Annotated in this window: 18 protein-coding genes; 7 read left to right on the top strand and 11 right to left on the bottom strand. The window is 32.3% G+C overall.

The window, feature by feature from the left end:
* Position 1 precedes the first annotated feature (1 nt).
* From QYZ68_RS02860 to QYZ68_RS02845, 4 genes are all read right to left on the bottom strand, one after another.
* On the bottom strand, positions 2-262 hold the full coding sequence (locus tag QYZ68_RS02860; RefSeq protein ID WP_301384061.1) for an HPr family phosphocarrier protein: 261 nt from the start codon (positions 260-262) through the stop codon (positions 2-4).
* Positions 263-422: 160 nt separating this feature from the next.
* Positions 423-1286, bottom strand: coding sequence for an FAD binding domain-containing protein (locus tag QYZ68_RS02855; RefSeq protein WP_301384060.1), 864 nt, complete (start codon positions 1284-1286; stop codon positions 423-425).
* Complete coding sequence (locus QYZ68_RS02850) at positions 1283-1744, bottom strand: hypothetical protein (RefSeq protein WP_301384059.1); 462 nt, start codon at positions 1742-1744, stop codon at positions 1283-1285. Before QYZ68_RS02850 ends, QYZ68_RS02855 begins: the two co-directional genes overlap by 4 nt.
* Complete coding sequence (locus QYZ68_RS02845; protein ID WP_301384058.1) at positions 1731-3581, bottom strand: hypothetical protein; 1851 nt, start codon at positions 3579-3581, stop codon at positions 1731-1733. The genes QYZ68_RS02850 and QYZ68_RS02845 overlap by 14 nt, the downstream gene beginning before the upstream one ends.
* 264 nt (positions 3582-3845) lie before the next feature.
* Here QYZ68_RS02845 and QYZ68_RS02840 point away from each other — a divergent pair, with 264 nt between their 5' ends.
* Positions 3846-5606, top strand: a complete 1761-nt coding sequence (locus QYZ68_RS02840) for a coiled-coil domain-containing protein (protein ID WP_301384057.1) — start codon at positions 3846-3848, stop codon at positions 5604-5606.
* 1 nt (position 5607) lies between these two features.
* Here the strand turns inward: QYZ68_RS02840 and ligA are convergent, their stop codons facing one another.
* Positions 5608-7623 (bottom strand): NAD-dependent DNA ligase LigA, encoded by a 2016-nt coding sequence (gene ligA / locus QYZ68_RS02835; protein WP_301384056.1) that lies wholly within the window; start codon positions 7621-7623, stop codon positions 5608-5610.
* A 341-nt stretch (positions 7624-7964) separates the two neighbouring features.
* Between ligA and QYZ68_RS02830 the strand changes: the two genes are divergently transcribed.
* The 6 genes from QYZ68_RS02830 to QYZ68_RS02805 are packed head-to-tail and all read left to right on the top strand — an operon-like array spanning position 7965 to position 13167.
* On the top strand, positions 7965-8345 hold the full coding sequence (locus QYZ68_RS02830; RefSeq protein WP_301384428.1) for a response regulator: 381 nt from the start codon (positions 7965-7967) through the stop codon (positions 8343-8345).
* Positions 8346-8355: 10 nt separating this feature from the next.
* Complete coding sequence (fliS, locus tag QYZ68_RS02825) at positions 8356-8775, top strand: flagellar export chaperone FliS (RefSeq protein WP_301384055.1); 420 nt, start codon at positions 8356-8358, stop codon at positions 8773-8775.
* Between the two features lie 4 nt (positions 8776-8779).
* A complete protein-coding gene (locus tag QYZ68_RS02820) occupies positions 8780-9163 on the top strand; it encodes a hypothetical protein (protein ID WP_301384054.1) in 384 nt (127 codons plus the stop codon).
* Positions 9160-11928, top strand: a complete 2769-nt coding sequence (polA, locus tag QYZ68_RS02815) for a DNA polymerase I (protein ID WP_301384053.1) — start codon at positions 9160-9162, stop codon at positions 11926-11928. Before QYZ68_RS02820 ends, polA begins: the two co-directional genes overlap by 4 nt.
* Entirely contained in the window at positions 11907-12518 is a 612-nt protein-coding gene (gene coaE / locus QYZ68_RS02810; RefSeq protein WP_301384052.1) for a dephospho-CoA kinase, read from the top strand. The genes polA and coaE overlap by 22 nt, the downstream gene beginning before the upstream one ends.
* Positions 12502-13167 carry an SPOR domain-containing protein gene (locus tag QYZ68_RS02805; RefSeq protein WP_301384051.1) on the top strand — a complete coding sequence of 222 codons (666 nt, stop codon included), beginning with the start codon at positions 12502-12504 and terminating at the stop codon, positions 13165-13167. Before coaE ends, QYZ68_RS02805 begins: the two co-directional genes overlap by 17 nt.
* Here QYZ68_RS02805 and QYZ68_RS02800 read toward each other — a convergent pair.
* The 6 genes from QYZ68_RS02800 to QYZ68_RS02775 form a co-directional block, all read right to left on the bottom strand.
* Positions 13150-14511 carry a xylulokinase gene (locus QYZ68_RS02800; RefSeq protein ID WP_301384050.1) on the bottom strand — a complete coding sequence of 454 codons (1362 nt, stop codon included), beginning with the start codon at positions 14509-14511 and terminating at the stop codon, positions 13150-13152. The genes QYZ68_RS02805 and QYZ68_RS02800 overlap by 18 nt on opposite strands.
* 4 nt (positions 14512-14515) lie before the next feature.
* Positions 14516-15736, bottom strand: a complete 1221-nt coding sequence (locus tag QYZ68_RS02795; RefSeq protein ID WP_301384049.1) for a ribose-phosphate pyrophosphokinase — start codon at positions 15734-15736, stop codon at positions 14516-14518.
* Positions 15737-15905: 169 nt separating this feature from the next.
* The gene (locus tag QYZ68_RS02790; RefSeq protein ID WP_301384048.1) at positions 15906-16538 is read right to left on the bottom strand and encodes a hypothetical protein; all 633 of its coding nucleotides are present in this window, start codon (positions 16536-16538) and stop codon (positions 15906-15908) included.
* A 118-nt stretch (positions 16539-16656) separates the two neighbouring features.
* The gene (locus QYZ68_RS02785; RefSeq protein WP_301384047.1) at positions 16657-17190 is read right to left on the bottom strand and encodes a tetratricopeptide repeat protein; all 534 of its coding nucleotides are present in this window, start codon (positions 17188-17190) and stop codon (positions 16657-16659) included.
* A gap of 70 nt (positions 17191-17260) precedes the next feature.
* Positions 17261-18145, bottom strand: coding sequence for a hypothetical protein (locus QYZ68_RS02780; RefSeq protein ID WP_301384046.1), 885 nt, complete (start codon positions 18143-18145; stop codon positions 17261-17263).
* Positions 18146-18532: 387 nt separating this feature from the next.
* Entirely contained in the window at positions 18533-18760 is a 228-nt protein-coding gene (locus tag QYZ68_RS02775; protein WP_231760550.1) for a KTSC domain-containing protein, read from the bottom strand.
* Positions 18761-18767 lie beyond the last annotated feature (7 nt).

Below are 18767 nucleotides of genomic sequence, written 5' to 3'. Positions count from 1 at the left end.
CTCACTCTTTAAAAGACTCAATGAGTTCAGAAAGCTCAGTAGCAGCCCTCTCCTCATCATCCCCATCAGCACAAACCAAAACTTTCTTACCAGAAGACAATTCCAAGGTTTGCAAACGAAATAAGCTCTTCCCGCTAACAGATTTCCCATCAGCTTCCACAGTTATATCACTAGAATACTCTTTCGCTCTTTTCACAAAAGTCGACGCCGGCCTTACGTGTAAGCCATTAATAGCCCTAATAGTAGCTTCTTTTTTTACCATAAACTTAAGAACCCCTTTTTTTTAAAAAATTATTTTTGTAAAACATTAACAAATTAACATTATAATACATAAAAGCGAATTGATAAATTAATTACCATTGGTTTCATATAAAACATTAGCAAAAATTAATAATTATTTAACATTTCTAATTTTTATAAGATCAAAAGCTAATCAATACATCAAAATAAAAACTTTTAATAAGTTTCAAATTCCTCTCGCCAAAGCTAAAATTTTTAACATCTCTAACATTTTTATCCAACATTTTAAGGGAATCTTCAATCTCAGAAATCGACAAAGGTAGAGTTTTATTAAGAAGTGAAACTTGAAAATCCCTTAAAGTAATAACCTTGTCATCGTAAAATATTTTCATCAAAAAATCACTTATAACGTCTCTTTTGACATTCAAAAGCACACAAATAAAAATAATGTTTACATTTTCTAACATTTCAAATGAAAAAGTATCAACAAACACTTTACCATAAAAACTTTTGTTCCATAGATTTGTAATTGGAAATTTTAATTTAGTCAAAAACAAAGTATTGCGCCTTTGTATATAATCATCCCTATTAACACTATAAGCATTATAAGTATAAGTTTTTTTAGTGAAAACATCTCTGAACTCAAGTTGAGCATCAAGGCTTAGAAACAAAGGATGCAAATCAAAAACGGTACTCTTATAATAAAACCCATTAGCAATGTTAACGCTGTTTAAATATATTTTATCATTTAATTTTGCAATAAGCTCATAAAATAATCTTGGAATATTTCTCTCTCCAAATTTCAATATTTCATTATAAGTAACACATGGCCCTATTTCTAAATAATTACTCTTAAGTGAAATCTTTCTAAATCTTTCAAAATTATTGACCAAAAAGAAATTAATTGTTTTATTCTTTTCTTTAAAAATCTCAATATTTTTATGGAAGTCAATTTCGTTATAAACAATATAATTATCCAATTCTCTGTCAAACAAACTAACAAGTGCATTAAAGTTTTCTGGGTAGTATACTCTTATGCCGCTCATTTTCTCTCTAATTCTTCTAACTTCAAATAAATATCTAAAAAAGTATTAACATCAACGCAATAACACTTCAACGTATTATAATATCCCAAGATATCTGTTCTGATTATTATTTTACTCTTTAAAAAATAATAAAATAAAAGAGCGTTAGATGAGAAACAGCTTGCACAAAACCCAAAGCAGTTTTCTAACAAGACCTTAATTAAATTTCTATAATAGGATGTATCCCTTAGACCTTCAACCGTCATGATGTTACTTCCATTTAACATAAAAGCTGGAACTAGGTATGAATATATCGGTTGTAAATTTAAAAGCACTAATGAAAAGTTGTTGTTGACATTCTCAATTAAATTTTTTTCACCCGAATAGAAAACACCCATTAAAAGATCCCTAGTACTTAAAGAAATATCAACACTTTTTGAAAGACTTTCTCCATTCAAATTAAAGCTAATTAGTATCAATCTTTACACTCCAATTACTCAGAACATCTTCAACCTCAATAGGAATTCTGGATAAATCAAAATCAAAAGCCTGAATTAAGGCCGTCCTGATTGCAGAAACAGATGAAATAAATAATGCCCTGAAAGAAAAAAAATCCTCTCCATCCTCAATAAACTCAACCATTAAAGGGTCATCAATATCATAATTTATTTTTCCAAAAACATAACTGGCTGCCAAACTAAAAACCGAAAATGCCCTCTTATTATTGAGCTTAATCTTATCAATCTTGCCACATTGAACAAAAAAAGTTACATTGCTAAATGTAACTTCAAAAGAATATATTTTTACGACAATTTCAAGCGAACATGCAACCTTAAACCTAGTATCAGCACTTAGAACAAAATCTTGCTCAATTACAACAGGATAATCGCCTTTAAAATTTTTACCAGTCATCAAGGCAAGATTCTCCTTAACAGCCAAAATTTCTCTCCCAACAAAAAAAGGTTCTCTAATCAGTGCACCATACCCAATATCATCTGCAAAAGAATCGCTGACAACAAACCTTACATTGTTATACGACAATTCAAATTCCCTAGCTAAAGTATTTCTTAAATAATTTATTAAATTGTCATCCAAGATCTTATAAGGAATGAGTATCTCCAATTTATTTTTATGCAAACTCATAGAAATAGTTTGCATATACCCCTTAAGGACAGCTTCTACATCTATAAAGCTAAAGCCCGCCCCTTTTCTCCTTACATCAAAAACACCATAGATATTATTTAAACTTATAGAAGATGATTTCCTAATGATAGAATTTTTAAGATCCACCTTCTCAAAAAACTTTAAAAATTCATCGTATTCCGGCTTAACATGAGAGAGCAGATAACTCAAAGGCTCAATTGAAAAACTCACCGCAAGGTTATATAAGTTTGAATAAATAAAATTGTAAACAGAGGTCTCAAATAAGAGGTGATTATCATAAAAAAATACAATATCATGTTTAAGTTCCATAAAATTAGTCTGTACCCTAAAATCAAAAAACAGATTACTGAAAATACGCTTGAGATAATTAAAATAAAATTTATACATAAAACTTAACGGCCTGTTGATCTCAAGATCCAAAACAATCTTTGAAAGCTTATTTTCTGCTGACAAACAGTTAATAGCCGAAAATTTCAATCTCAAATCCCGCACCATCAAGAAGTGTCTTTTATAGTAAACAATATTAACTCTTCTCCTAAGTCTGGTAGCAAGCACTACACCCTGCAAAATCGCATTAAAGTAAACTGGAAAAAGGGAATTAATGCAATAATTATTAAAAGAATTAATAATTATCTTATCCTTACTAATACAAAAATTATCACTAATAATTTTCTTCAAAAGAACAATGTTATCAACATCCGCATCAATGATTAAGAGATCTCCCTTGAAGTAAACTTTAACCATAAGAGATTCATTACAGCAATTTATATAATCCGAAAACTCATAACAAGATCTGTAAGTCTCCACCCCGTCAAATTTACTATCCATTGACTCAGAATAACCTTCCTTCTGCTCAATCGCTTTAAGCTCAAAAGACACACTCTCCTCTGCCCTTAATAAAGAATCCAGGTTATTAGAATATAGAACCAAAGAAATTTGACCCTCAAAGTCTATTTTGTTATCGAAAAGCTTCAAATTAAAGTCATCAGACCCAACAACATCGCCAAATTTGAGAACAATGTTATCCTTGTAACTAATGCTAGAAATCTGATCCTTATATCCGTCCGAAAGCGTGAAATCTTCAATGATAGCACCACTACTACCACAACAAACAGGCAAACCCCAAATCTCATCCATGCTTCCTAACTTCATACACACCAAGAAAACCAAGAAAGAAAATACACAAGCTACCTTCTAACTGCTTCATTATGGCATAATATCAACAAAATTACTATGTAGAATAAAAACATTCAGTGATACTAAATTACTAAATTAACAACTTCTAACCAAACGGGCCACTCTACTTTGTCACCAAAGTGCACCACATGAACTTTAATTCTTTTTTTGATAATTTTTTGAAATTATGTTAGTATCGGGTCATGGTTGTGGGCGCTGAACACACCAGACAGGGCATTTATGGATAAAGGTAGCCAGAAGTTTTTCGCACTTCTTAAGATTTTTTCTCTGTTTCAGTATGCATCGCTTTTTGGTGATTCGGGATCTGTTGCGATTGATACCGTGATAAGTCCTTCTGCTGTTTACATCCCCAAAGAGGACTTAAGCGAAGATTTCCAAAGTGAGAACAATGATAGTACGGAACCACCACAGGGAGGTGCTCCGAACAAACCTAATCTTGGTAGTGGAAAATCAAATAAGCTTGAATTTAGCGATTTGGAACAGCTTCAAAGATTAGAAAAAAGTGGGGCAACAAGCGACGGTCTGCGTGGTAAAGAATTACATTATCCACAATACTTAAGACCAAAAAAACCTTCCTTCGAAAGCACGAATATGCATGATACGGGATCTAGGACAAACTTAGATGAATTGAAGCTTAAAATTGAAAGCTACGAGAATAAAATGGAAAACATAGAAAGGCTTTTGCAAAACAAAAATACAGAACCTATTGAAAAAAAGGACGAAAAGTACGAGTCTTTAGCGAGAAGTTTAAAACAGGAAATTGAAGAGATAAAAAAATTGATCGACAAAAAAGGATACTTACTAGGCAATGCCTCTGAACCGAAGGAAGATACTTATAGTGAAAACGAACAAGAATATGATAACGGTCAATATGAACACTCGCTAAATCAAAATTATGATTACATAAGAGAAGAGGATGAATATCATGAACAAGATCAACAACATTTTCATTCAGAATCGCAAGTAATAAGAGAACTTGGCGATAGGATTACCCGTAGTGAAGATACTATTGATAACAATTCTCGAATACTGAGAGAGCTTGACGACAGATTTACCCGTAGTGAAGATACTATTGATAACAATTCTCGAATACTGAGAGAGCTTGACGACAGATTTACCCATAGCGAAGATACTATTGACAACAATTCTCAAGTGCTGCGGGGGCTTAACGACAGAGTTACCCATAACGAAGATGCTATCTTAGCTCTCCAAAAAGAATTAATGAATTTACATAACAATAATAATGAAAATAACAGCTTGGAAGATATCGAACTTAATTTGTCTTCTATAGAAAAAATAATAAATGAACTGAAAGAAAGGATTGAAAAAACTGAAGAGTCACACAAGGAAAATGAAAATAAAATCAATAACAAGCAGGATGAAATAAATGCATTAGAGAAGAGATTAAAAGAAAATGAAAATATAATTTCAACACTTCAAAAAGAATTGACCGCATCTGAGAGGCAAGATCCCCTAACAAAAGGGCACAAAGAAATAAAAGGCAATGGAGAAGCGAAAAGTTTAGCAATACGCTCTGCCGAGGCTCTCACCGTGCCAGAACAAAGCAAAGAAAGTTCAGTAACAAAAGGCATAGAACCCCTCCTGGAAGAAAAAATGACAGTTAAAGAAATGCCTCATAAAAACACCGAAAAAATGACCGGAATAAAACCCGCCAACTTTCAAATATACCCAGACACGTATTCAAATAATTACAATTTTAAAGAGAAGGGTGATAATTTCGCTTTCAGAAAACCCAACAAATATTATGTTGAAATAGAACCAACAAAAAGTTTATACAGAGCAAGAGAAATTTATGAGCTAATTTCAAAACATCATATCAAGAATTATTTCATTAACCCGTCATTGAAACACAAAGAAACTTTCTTTAGAAATTTAATAGAAATAGAGAGTACTAATGAGATAGATTCCTTATACAAGGATCTAGAATCCGAATTTAAAGATATAAGAGTAATAAAATAAATCAATCGTCAAGACCTATTAAACTTTTAATATCAGAAATACCAATAATCTTAATTCCCAGGTCACTGGCCTTTCTCATTTTCAGGCCAGGATTCTTTCCAACAAGTAAAAAGTCCAAACCCTTAGTAACTGAATTTCTAAAAACGGCCCCTTTTTCAGTTATTTTATTAATAAGAATGTGCCTAGGGTACTCCTCAAAAGAACCTGTAATGCAAAATTTTTGCCCAATTAAAGAAGAATCATTTGAACGATACTCTTCCTTGTTCTCCTCCATTTTAAATCCCAACTCCTTTAAAATGTTAAATTTACTTAAAATATTCTCGTCATTAAACGCCTCAATAATATTTAAAGCTGTCCTTTCCCCTATTCCCTTAATTTTTAAAAGCTCTTCAAATGCATTCTCTTTATCTCTACAAAGAGTACTAATTACATCAAATGAGTTCAAATTATTAGCAATTAACAATGCTATTGTATTCTCCCCAAATTCCTTAATACTCATACTGAGGAGTAGTTTGCTGAATGGTTTCTTTTTACTGTTTTCGATTGAATTTTTAAATTTATCTATTCTCCTAAGCTTAAACCCTTTCAAGTTAATAAGTTTATTAAAATCAAAAGTACAAAGATCTATTTCTGAATGTATAAAATCCATTTTGAAAAGAAACTCAATTGTTTTATCTGAAAGTCCCACAATATCCATACATTTTTTACTACAAAAATACTTTATCCTCTCAACTACCCTAGAAGGACAACTTTTGTTTTCGCAAAAAAGGTGCGAACCATCCCTTACTAAAGGGGTACCACATGAAGGACAATTACTTGAAATTTTAAAACTACCAACGGAAAGCTTTTCAAAGACCAATTCAACAGCAGGAATTACATCTCCACGCCTTGAAATTGAAACAATATCTCCAATATTTAAACCAATAGAATCTATATAATCTTGGTTATGCAGAGTTGCATTTTCAATAAAGGCGCCCGAAACAAGAACTCTCTCAATATGCGCAACAGGGGTAATTTTGCCACTTCGACCCACCTGAACGGAAATATCAATCACTTTGCTAAGACTTGCGAGAGATTCAAATTTATAAGCTATTGACCACCTTGGATGATGCGAAGTATGCCCCAAAGCTTGCCTTAAACTAAAACTATCAACCTTAAGAACAACTCCATCAATCTCATATTCGAGAGAATTCCTTCTATCCTCTATCTCTTTGATATAACTCATAATGTCTTCTTCCAAATTTTTACCATCAAAAATCTTAAAAAAAGGATTAACTTTAAATCCCAGCTCTTCAAGCTTATCCAAAGCGTCATGATTCGTATTAAAGCCTAAGCTAGAATCCAAAACATCATAAACAAAAATATCTAAAGGGAAATTAGCAACCTCCCTGCTATTTATTCTTCTAAGTATACCTGAGGCTAAATTTCTGGCGTTGATATAAGAGTTTTCCAATGTTTGATTTATTTTAAAAAAATTTTCCTTATTGATGTAAATCTCACCTCTTAACACTAGGTTAACATTTTTATCAATACATAAAGGAACATTTTTGATTGTCCTAACATTCTCAGTAACATCATTCCCAACACGTCCATCTCCTCTAGTCAGTGCTCTCTTAAGTATTCCATCTTCATAATAAAGAACAATTGAACACCCATCAATTTTTGGCTCAACTGAGATACCATGAAAAACTTCCAAGCTGGAGCTATAATCAGTTAATATCACCTTCTTAATCCACAAAAATAATTCCCTCTCATCATAGGCCTTATCAAGACTTAATACAGGAAAAGAGTGTTCAATCTCTTTAAACTCATTTAAGAGGTCACTCCCAAATTTAAGAGTAGGCGTATCTAATGTTTTATATTCAGGGTGCCTATTCTCTAAATCTCGAAGACGCAAAAGATATTTATCATAATGTAAGTCATCCACACTCGGAGAAGAGTCGACATAATATTCCTTATTCCATTTCTTGACTAAATTTTTTAAATATAAAATCTCATTCTCTATCTTTTTATTCATAAATTCAGCATCAAAGTTACTAAAAATTCAAGGTACATTTTAACAAAATAATGCAACAATGTACTTTATCTCTAAAAGATGGGATAAAAGTGTAAGCAACTCTATCTCAAACACAAAAATAACAAATTTAAAAGTTTAAGATCAAATCAATATCAAAAGGTTGACTCAATAATTAAAATACATTTTGAAGCTATATGCTTGAGAAATAAATAAATTGACTTTAAAATTTAGAGAAAGTAACTAAAAAAGAACAAAACCGGTAATTATGAATTATATCTTTAATTGGTATTAGAAATTACTTTTGATGTCTTGTTATGCTAAAATTAAACGAGGAGTGGAATTTGGAAGGAAACAGAAAGGCCTTAGTTGTTGATGACTCTATTTTTATGAGGAAAAATCTAATCAAGATATTGAAAAAATTAGGTTTTAGCGAATTTTTTGAAGCAGAGGACGGGCTTGAAGCGGTTAGAGAATTTGAACAGCGAGAAGAGATTGATCTGATAACTCTTGATATAACAATGATGGGAATGGACGGCATTACAGCTCTTGAAAGGATGAATGAAATTAATAATAGATTTTCAAAGAAAATTAATGTATTAATGGTGACAGCACTTGGAAAGCAAGAACTCATTAAGAAAGCTTTGGAGCTTGGTGCTAAGGGTTATATTACAAAACCCTTCAGCGAAGATCAAATAACAGAGCAAATAAAAATGTTGGATTAGGAGAAAATTCTTGACGTCAAAGGAAGATATATATAAGAAAACACAGATTAATACATCAAGTCCTCTCTTGTTACTAGTAATGCTTTATGAGAGAGCTATACAGGATTTAGAAATTGCTGAAGAACTTTATCAAAAAGAAGACTTAAAGGATGCGGTAAAAGCTGATGAGAGGATATACCATGCACAAGACATAATCATTGAGTTGATGTCTACACTGAATTTTGAAGATGGTGGAGCCTTTTCTAAGCAGTTGTTTTCAATATACTCTTTTTTAAACAAAGAACTTGAAAGGGTCATATTAGAAAAAAAAAGAGACAACATTCAAGGCGTAATAAAGCATCTTAAAAATCTGCATATGGCCTGGCGGGAAATTCTTAATAAGGATCACAGTTCTAACAACAAGAAATTAGGAATCAATATTGTAAGTTGACCAAATGTTAGAAAGGTATTTGCAAGGCTTAGTAATTGAGTTTAAAAAGTTAAAAGCCATTTTGGAGTTTGAAAATGAGAGTATCGACAGAGGAGTAATTAGTATATTAGACTTCACAAACCCTAGAAAAGATTTAATCTTGGCTTCCATCAGCGGCTATTATATCACTATAAGTTCATGGCTAGAGGGACAGGACAGGACAAAAAAAGAAATTGAAACATTAATCGAAGAGGTCAATTTTCTTAAAGAAGAAATGTGCGTGATGTATCAAAATTCATACAAAACTATGAGGGAACTTTATGAACAAAAATCAACAATACCAAAGACAATCTTCTCTAAATATCCCTTTAGAGACAATAATCCAGTTTTAGTAGATGTTAAGATATGAAGACAATCTATCTCATTGATGCTTTAAATATAATATTTAGAAATTATCATGTAATGAAAGGGAATCCTTTGCTTAACAGAAGGGGAGAAAACGTCAATGCATTTTTTGGATTTTTTAAAACTCTTTTCTTCATCATTAAAGAAAAAAATCCAGAAAGCTTAGTTGTAACTTTTGATTCGGAGACGCAAACTTTTAGAAAAGAAAAATATCCAGAATACAAATCAACAAGAGACGTCCCTCCTGATGATTTAATACCCCAAATCTACTGGATAAAAGAAGGACTAATAAAGGCAAATATTCCAATTTTTGAGATGCAGGGATATGAGGCTGATGATCTTATTGCCAGTTTTGCAAGAAAAGCAAAATTGAGTAATTATTTAACTTATATCATATCTCCAGACAAAGATTTACTACAAATGATGTCAGATGAGACTAAAATACTTAAACTCGAAAATGGCAACTTTGTAGAAATGGATAGTGCTTATGTGAGAAAAAAATTTGCAGTAGATAGTTCTCAAATAAAAGATTATTTATCCATTGTTGGAGACAGATCAGACAACATACCGGGCGTTAAAGGAATTGGAGAAAAGGGAGCTGCTAAGCTACTGAGTGAATTTAAAACACTAAATGAGATATACGAAAATATAGATTCTATTAACAAAAGATACAGGGAAATTTTGACAAGAGAGAAAGAAAATGCTTTCTTAAGCTATGAACTTGTCAGTCTTGTGGAAGATCTAGAGTTGCCTGATCTTGAAAAATTTAAACTAGGAAATTTTAAAGAGGATGTTATTGAACTGTTTGAAGAGCACTCTGCCATAAAATTGATTAAATCTTACAAGAAAGATATCTTAAAGAAGACATCCATAAACCAAACACAAAAGTCAATCTTTGAAAAAAATATACCAATTATCAATCAAGCAGACAGAGATATTTTAAATACAATAATGCCATATTCAAGTAATTTAAGGACAATACAAGAAGAAAATACCAAATATGAGACAATACTGACTAAAGAACAACTTGACTCATTAATGGAAAAACTAAAAACAGAACGGTATGTGGCAATAGACACAGAAGCAACCTCTTTTAATGCTTATGAAGCCAAAATAATTGGAATATCTGTTGCATTCAAAGAATTTGAAGGTTATTACATTCCAATAGACAATAAAGAAAAAAAATTTATTGAAAAAGAGTATATAGTACAAAAATTTAATGAGTTTTTTAAAACGGAGCCCATGCTAATTGGCCAAAATTATAAATTCGACTATAAAATACTTAAATATAATGGGTTTAACCCTATTCCTCCCCACTTCGATACAATGATAGCAGCTTATGTTATTGACTCAAACACAAGAGTGTCTCTGGATTTTTTAGCAGAAAAGTATTTAATGCATAAGAACATCACATACGAAGAAATAGTTGAAAAAAATAGCACCTTAAGGAGTGTGCCGCTTGAAATAGTGTCCAATTACTCTGCCGAGGATGCCGATATCACTTTTAGGTTGTTTAACATCTTTAAAAAGAAGCTTAAAGAGGATAATCTTGAAAGCTTGATGATGGAGGTAGAAATGCCATTTAGTGTAGTTATTACAGATATGGAAGAAAATGGCATCTATGTTGACAGAGATTATTTAAGACAGTACAGCTGTGAACTTGATAAAGAATTAAAATTAATTGAGAACGAAATAATTGAAAGCATAGGTATCGAATTTAACTTAAATTCAACAAAGCAGCTACATGAAGTCTTATTTGAAAAATTGAATCTAAGTATACCCGAAGATGCTAAGCAAGACTCAACAGAAATTAGATTACTAGAAGCAGTAAAATCTCAACATGCTGTTATAGAAAAGATCATACAACACAGACAGCTTGTAAAGTTAAAAAGTACATACACAGATATTTTAATAGATTTTATTAATAAAAAAACAAATAAAATACACACCAATTTTTTACAAATAAGAACGGCAACGGGAAGAATTTCAAGCACATCACCTAACTTACAAAACATTCCGATTAAGGATGAGAGAGGGCGTAAAATAAGGAAGGCATTCAAGCCGGATAAAGGAAATATTTTTATCTCTGGTGACTACTCACAAATTGAACTTGCAATACTAGCACATCTTTCCGAAGATGAAAATTTAATCGAAGCTTTCAAAAGCAAGAAAGACATCCACACAGAAACAGCATCAAAACTTTTTAAAGTAGAGAAAGACAAGGTAACTCCCCCAATGAGAAGGATGGCAAAATCAATTAATTTTGGAATAATTTATAGAATGTCAGATTTTAGACTTGCAAAAGATTTATCAATTTCACGAGAAGAGGCTAAGAAATTTATTGATTCTTATTTTAATCTTTACTCCAAAATAGAAACTTTTATGACGAACCAGATAAATTTTGTAAGAAAAAATGGATATAGTGAAACTCTTTTAAAGAGAAGAAGGTATATTAAAGAAATTAATAGCCAGAATTACACGGAAAGATCAAGTGCCGAGCGAATAGCCATAAACAGTACAATTCAGGGAAGCGCAGCCGACATAATGAAAATTGCAATGATTAAAGTTTATGATGAATTTAAGCTTAGAAAGTTGAAGTCAAAGATACTTTTACAAGTTCACGATGAGATGCTGGTTGAATCTCCTGAACAAGAATGTGAAGAAGCAACGAAAATAATCAAAGAAATGATGGAAAATGCTTATCCCTTAAGGCTTCCTTTAAACTCAAATATTGAAACCGGAAAATCATGGGGAGAAATGCATCCATAATTGGCATAACCGGCAGAATAGCAACTGGGAAAGATACTGTTTCAAAAATAATTACAAGTGGATATGGGTATTACGAAATAGATGTGGATAAAATTGGACACACAGCACTATACAAGAGGAAAGATCGAATAGTAGAAGTCTTTGGTAAAAAAATATTGAATAATGAGAATGAAATAGAAAGATTAAAACTTAGGGAAATTGTTTTCAGTGACAAAGCAAAACTGGATAAGTTAGAATCGATAACACATCCCCTTATACAAAAAGAAATAGAAGGCAAAGTATTGAAGGGTCCATTTGATAAAGTAATAATAAACGCTGCATTGCTTTTTAAATTAAATCTTGAGCAATTCTGTAGATATATATTTGTAATAAAAGCAAGCAATGCTGTGATAAAAGCAAGACTAAAGTTAAATCGAAACTTAGATGATAAATTGATTACAAACATCCTTAAGTGGCAAAAATGTATTTTTTTCAATAAAAATATTCTAAATCTAAAAATAATAAATATAATTAACAATGGGAGTTATGATTGTTTGAAAAAAGAAATTGATACAAAAATGAAAGAGGTAGTGAATGAAAGATTTACATGAGAGTAACAACAAAGGCTTTTTGGTAGCACTTACTTCGATTATAGCCGTTTGTACAATAATATTCCTTGGAATAATTGTTTTCTTTCCAAACAAAAATCTAGCCTCTGACATCGCAAGCAAAAATATTGTTTTACAAGAGACAGAAGAAAAAAAAGCTACGGAAAATGAAAATACTGAGGAAACATTAAAAATAACTGACAATGCAAATGAAATTATAATTGATCTTACAAAAGATCTTAAAAAAGATAAAAGTTTAAATAGCAGTATCAGTAGTGGAAAAGAACTACGGGTCATAAGACAGCAAGACATACCCAAAAAACACACGAAGGATCCACCCCAAAACCCAAAAACTATTGCAAAGACAAAAAGGCAAGCTCACAACAAATCTGAAAATAAATACGACCCTAATAAAGAGTACTACATACAATTTGCATCACTGTCGGACCCAATTGCCGCTGATAATAATATTCAGGAACTAATGAAATACAGAGTAAATGCAAAAATCTATTCAGCGACAATAAATGAGAAAGATATCTACCGCGTCAGATCTGGACCTTACAAAACCATATCGGAAGCCAAATCAGATCTGAGGAAAATATCAGCATCAAATTCATTCAAAGATGCCTATATCTTAACTATTAACAAATAAGTCAAAATTAGAAACATACTTTTGATATTTCTCTACATAAATGCCATGAACACTGGTATTGCATGGTACGACTCTCCCAAGTTTAGAAAGCTTTTTAAATGCTTTTTCTAGGCTTTCAAACTCTTTTAAACGACAAAAAGCCAAAATCGCATTACCTATAATTTCTGAATGCTTAAATTCAAAAATCTTTAAATCCCTGCCAATAATATTAGCTTTTAGCTCATTTAAAAATAAATTATCTGAATTAGATCCACTCAAAAAAATATCCAACACCTTCTTTTCCAAAGATTTAAACTGCAAGAGTCTGTTATAAAATGCAAAATAAGAAGATTCAAGTATTGCAACACCTATTTGTAAAGGATCATCTGCCCTCCCCAAAATACCTTTGCTTAAATCTTCCTTTATTTGTACATCCACTAAAATATGATCGGGAAAAACCTCTTTCTTGCTTCTATAAAAGTAGACGTCCTCCACATCTACCCTAGATATTTCTTCAAAAAACTCTCCAAAAGATTTCGTCCTATGAAAAAATCTATCCTTAAGCATCTGCATTAAATACCCGGAAGGAACTATTCTTCCAATAACGAATAAATCATCCAAAAAATAAGGATACTGCAAAGAAAGACCCTCAAACTGTTCGTCTGAAACTAAATTAAAACCTTCACTTGTCCCTGTTCTATTTGACAAAATTCCAGGGGAAAAAGCTCCACTCCCCACAAGAACACTTAAATAATCCATCCCAGCATTAATTACCTCTACTCCACCCTTGATCCCAAATTCAACACTAGCACTATTAGTAACTCTTCCAGCGCTCTCCCCCATTCTTAAGAAAGGAGGAAATTTATTTTTATCGAGATTGTATTCTCTTACCTCAACATCACTCCAGATAAAAGGCATATAAGCTGAACTAGGATAGCTTGTAATAAGATTACCTGTAAGTAAATAAATAAAATACTCAAAACAAGACACGAAATACTTCACTTCGTCATAAATTCCCCTCTCACATGTGCTCAGGACAAACGGCAAGAAAGCCGACTTACCCCTAAAACCACCGAATACCTTAGAAGAATTCCAATGTAGAACCTCCAAAGGAGTCAAATTTGAATCAAGAGTTATTAAACATGGAGAGATGCCACTGATAGAAATGCAATCTACATTCCTGCCTCTGAAATTAGAAAAAACCCTTTTTAAAGCAAAAATCCATATTTTGTAATCAAAATCTCTAAAATCAACAACGAAATAATCAAAATAACTTACGTCAAAACTTTCTAGAACTCCATCATGAGAATTGATCAAAGCAGATTTTAAAGTACTAGTACCAATATCAATACTTAGCACGTCCATAAAATTATCTCTTAGAAATTAAATTTTGAATATCATCGCTTCTGTCTAGAATTTTTTGTAAACTGATTCTGTTGTGAATTGCAAAAATTGCGCCCGCAAAAATATGCGCAACATTAGCTTCGCGATACCAAGGTTTATTTATAAGTTCAGAATCATGATAAACCGCATTTGTCCCTATGATCTTGTAAAAATATCCTTCTTCATAAGCTTTATCAAAATATTTAATCGCATCCCCATTAAAAAACGGCAAGCTTATTGCGCATATGATCTTCTTAGCTCCCATGCTTTTGAGTAATTTCACAGCCTTAATGAAAGTTCCACCAGTGGCCAACATGTCATCGCTCATAAAAACGTTCTTACCTTCAACATCTCCTAAGAGTTTAGTAACAGATATGTTAGAGTCACTAACACTATGAACTACCCTTGAATAATCTCTCTCCTTGTAAAGCAAAGCCAAAGGCCTCTTAAGGCTAGACGCGAAAAATTTATTTCTATTAACAGCACCTGTATCAGGAGAAACAACCACCAAATTTAAATCCTTAATGTCTATCAACTCAGCTAAAACTTCAAAAATTTCATAAGATACATTCAAATTTTCAAAATATGATCTTCTGAAAACATTCTCAATGGCCTTTGAATGAATATCCAACGTTAAAATATGTTTAACTCCCAACTCTTCTAAAAATCTCCCAAAGAGACTTGCCGTTAATCCCTCTCTTGAGTGCTTTTTATCCTGTCTTGAGTAAGGATAAGAAGGAACAATAACACTTACAGAATTGGCTTTAGCTTGAATACACGCATCTACTGTGGTCATTAAATTCATCATATGGTCATTGATTGTCATGACTACTTTTTCATTTCCATTTACATCAACTGGAAAAGTGTTAGAAACATCCTGAACAATAAAAATATCTTTATCTCTTATGGTCTTTAAAATCTCCGACTTAAATTCACCATTGGCAAATTTGACGAACTTTACAGGAATTGCCATATCCTCATCAACCCCTATGTTAGAAAATTCAAGCCCTTCCAAAAAAGGAGGCAAAATTCCCTCAAGCTTTAAAATATCTTCTTTCAAACAGCTAGAAGTTTTAGAAATTTTTTCAACAACCTGTCTTTCAGCACGCAAAAACACCTTTCTGAGTTCTTCAATGATTTTACCAGCAAACACCCTCCCACCAGGACAAGCGACAATCCCTATCGACTTCTTAATAAGCAAACTCAATTTCGAAGACTCCTAAATTAAATAAAACCTTTACTCTATTCTACACTAAACCAATCAAAAACACACAAGATAAAAGAAAACCCTTAAAGAAGCCCACACCACCTAGGCGAGGAACTTGACCAACCAACATACCTACGCCCCCAAAACCAATTATTAGCTATGATGCACTCTACATAACTCCAAACTCAAGTCCCAACCCAACCTTCAAGTCAGAAAACACACTGTTCTTAATGTTCCAACTGTAATACACCTCAAGCATTAAGAAAGAAAGTACAGCCCTCGCTCCTAAATCCCAAGCAAACATACCAAGATCATCCAAAATAGAATCTTTAATGCCAGTAGCTACATTTAATCTAGGTCCAGTAAATAACGCAACAGCACCAATAAAAAAATCTAATCTTGTATAAAATCTAGGCTCCAGCGCTCCAATAAATGAAAAGCTATCATTTAACTGTCCTTCACGACTTATTGCCCTAAACAAGCTCAAATCAAACCCGAACTCAAACCCAAGTGACAAAAGATCATCAAACCTTGCTCCCATTTGAGCATGACCCCCATAACTTAAACCAGTCTTAGACACATTAACCATATCCGAAAACCTTCGAATTATTTCCTCTCTCTCTACGGAACTCACATCCTTCTTCAGCTTCTCTCCCAAATCTAAAGCTGTATTGTAAAAGTTTGAAACAACACTAACCGGTATGTCTACTCCAACCCCAAGATTAAGTTCAAATGTGGTATCCGAAAAAACATTGGCAGAAACAAGCATAAACAGACTTAAAAATAAAACCCTCACTCTCATGTTAGTTATAAACCTCCAAAAACACTTAAACAAACTCTGGTACTAAACCCTAAAATTCTAGCACCAAACCCGTTACAACAAATATTGGCCCATTATACCAGAAAAACCATTTTTAGAATCAATTCTCCAAGATGGAAGAAACTATATCACTTGCACTAGAGGGAACAGGATAATTTAATTCTCTATACTTTAATATATATTTTTTTGTGTTTTCCTTATCGTTTCTCTTATGATAGATATAGAAAACATTAAACAACGCTTCCTTATTAGCAGGAGCAGTCTTTAAAGTTTTTAAATATAATTTTAAAGACTCTTCCAAATTATCCTTCCTTAAAAACAAGTAAGCTTTTAAATTGATCAATAAAATATTGTCAGGATCACTCTCCAATAAAGACTCAAGACTAGATTCAGCTTCATCATATTTTTTTAAATTTATATAAGCCAAAACAAAATTGTAGCTAGATGCATTATTTAAATTTAAATTAAATTTAATAGATCTCTCATAAAGTGACACAGACGCTTGATTGTTACCAAGTTCCTCATTCAATTTGGCAAGTTTATAGTACTCATCTGAGATAGTCTGATACTCCCCAGAAAGAGTACTACATGATAACAATAAGTAAAGAGGTAAAAAAAAGATCACTTTATACATAAAAACACAATGTCTGTCCTCTTAGGACAAACGTTATAAACTAAATTTAATACTAATCAAACACAAAAACCTAAATAATTATTGGAATCTCAAACCCAAGTCCAAGTCTTAAGTCTCTACATTTAAAATCACTAACAGAAAATAATACCGATGTTTCCAAATTAAGAAACGCCAATCTTATTCTAAATCCGGTCTCAACAACATTGAAAGGATTGGTTATCTTATTTTCATTACCCAAATTTCCAACATAAACAGGGTCTGTTACCAAAGATTTATCACCAAAGCCCGCAAAAAGGGTAGTAGCTAAATAATAGATATCATATTTAACAAAAAGTCTTGGCATTATTCCAAACCCCAAATTATCAGACGAAGAATCTCTTAAAAGTCTGGCATTGGGTACAATCATTCTTCCAAAATTCATACCAAATCCAAGTTCAAACCCAAAATAAAAGTCACTGTCCACAATAGGAAGCCCGACTTGAAAATATCCCTGAAGACCGGTGCTAAACAAAGGTGACAATTTCTTTCTTAAAGCATCGTTTAAAGCATTTCCTGGAGTAGAAATTCCACCCAACAATGCAAAAATATCATCTGAACTACCAACTCCAAACTCACCCAATTGTTCAAATACCATTTCCTTTAATTCAACAGCATGTTTAGTAGTCTCTCCCAACTGCGCTATAAACTTTTTAATGCCAATTCCACTAGCTCCATCTATCCTATCAATCAAAGTCCCAACATCTAATCTACTCAACTTTAAAAAAGTATCCCTAAGTTGATGGGCATTGGATAAAATAGACCTAACATCTTTTAAAGAAGACAAATCCAGTTCAAAAATATCTGCTATCTGCAGAGCTTTCAACCTATCAGGCAAGCTAATAATAGCGTTGTAATTGCCCCGATAAGAATTGTAAACAGCAGTAGCACTATTAACAAGAACATTAAAGCGAGGCATAGCCCTCCTCTTAAAATCCTTCAAGATGGAGAAAAGCCGCATACTCAACCAATTGTCCAGCACCGTACCTGTATCTCTATTGAACAAAAAAAACGACTCAAGGCTTGTCTGGAAACTAACGCCTGCTGAGAAGTAAAAAACCCTAGCGAAAGGTGTCTGAACACACAAGAAACAAACTTAAGACAATCAAAAACCTTTTCATATCTTCCCCCTTTAACACATTTAAATATAAAATTAACCGCTTTAATTATACATATTATGCTAGCAAAATTCAACCAACTCTTTTAAAATCTTTAATTTTTAAGAATTAACCAACACTTCAATGAAAATAAGCAAATAAAAAAAGGACTCCAAAACTCGGAGTCCTCTTCTACTAACTAACACTTATTAAAGCTTTTCTTGATCATACTTGTTAAAAATATGTTCTGTTAAGTATTTACCAACCGATTTTCTCTCTTGAACAAGCTTAGATATTACACTAAAGTGCCTTGGTTCAATCTTAAAATATTTATAAGCCCTACCATCTTTGAAAAACACAGAAAGCTCCGACAAGGCGGAATCGTAATCAACCTGACTTATTTTGCTCAACTCATGAGATATTGTTAAAGTATTCAAACTTATA

Source organism: Borrelia sp. P9F1 (genome assembly GCF_030436115.1).
Taxonomy (GTDB): domain Bacteria; phylum Spirochaetota; class Spirochaetia; order Borreliales; family Borreliaceae; genus Borrelia.
The sequence above is the reverse complement of the archived record's forward strand: the minus strand, read 5'-3'. Positions and strand labels throughout refer to the sequence as shown.

What these genes read in the sequence shown, in the direction of transcription:
- QYZ68_RS02860 (WP_301384061.1), bottom strand. Translation starts at nt 262, where the DNA reads ATGGTAAAAAAAGAAGCTACTATTAGGGCTATTAATGGCTTACACGTA.
- QYZ68_RS02855 (WP_301384060.1), bottom strand. Translation starts at nt 1,286, where the DNA reads ATGAGCGGCATAAGAGTATACTACCCAGAAAACTTTAATGCACTTGTT.
- QYZ68_RS02845 (WP_301384058.1), bottom strand. Translation starts at nt 3,581, where the DNA reads ATGAAGTTAGGAAGCATGGATGAGATTTGGGGTTTGCCTGTTTGTTGT.
- QYZ68_RS02840 (WP_301384057.1), top strand. Translation starts at nt 3,846, where the DNA reads ATGGATAAAGGTAGCCAGAAGTTTTTCGCACTTCTTAAGATTTTTTCT.
- ligA (WP_301384056.1), bottom strand. Translation starts at nt 7,623, where the DNA reads ATGAATAAAAAGATAGAGAATGAGATTTTATATTTAAAAAATTTAGTC.
- QYZ68_RS02820 (WP_301384054.1), top strand. Translation starts at nt 8,780, where the DNA reads ATGTTAGAAAGGTATTTGCAAGGCTTAGTAATTGAGTTTAAAAAGTTA.
- polA (WP_301384053.1), top strand. Translation starts at nt 9,160, where the DNA reads ATGAAGACAATCTATCTCATTGATGCTTTAAATATAATATTTAGAAAT.
- coaE (WP_301384052.1), top strand. Translation starts at nt 11,907, where the DNA reads ATGGGGAGAAATGCATCCATAATTGGCATAACCGGCAGAATAGCAACT.
- QYZ68_RS02805 (WP_301384051.1), top strand. Translation starts at nt 12,502, where the DNA reads ATGAAAGATTTACATGAGAGTAACAACAAAGGCTTTTTGGTAGCACTT.
- QYZ68_RS02800 (WP_301384050.1), bottom strand. Translation starts at nt 14,511, where the DNA reads ATGGACGTGCTAAGTATTGATATTGGTACTAGTACTTTAAAATCTGCT.
- QYZ68_RS02790 (WP_301384048.1), bottom strand. Translation starts at nt 16,538, where the DNA reads ATGAGAGTGAGGGTTTTATTTTTAAGTCTGTTTATGCTTGTTTCTGCC.
- QYZ68_RS02785 (WP_301384047.1), bottom strand. Translation starts at nt 17,190, where the DNA reads ATGTATAAAGTGATCTTTTTTTTACCTCTTTACTTATTGTTATCATGT.
- QYZ68_RS02780 (WP_301384046.1), bottom strand. Translation starts at nt 18,145, where the DNA reads ATGCCTCGCTTTAATGTTCTTGTTAATAGTGCTACTGCTGTTTACAAT.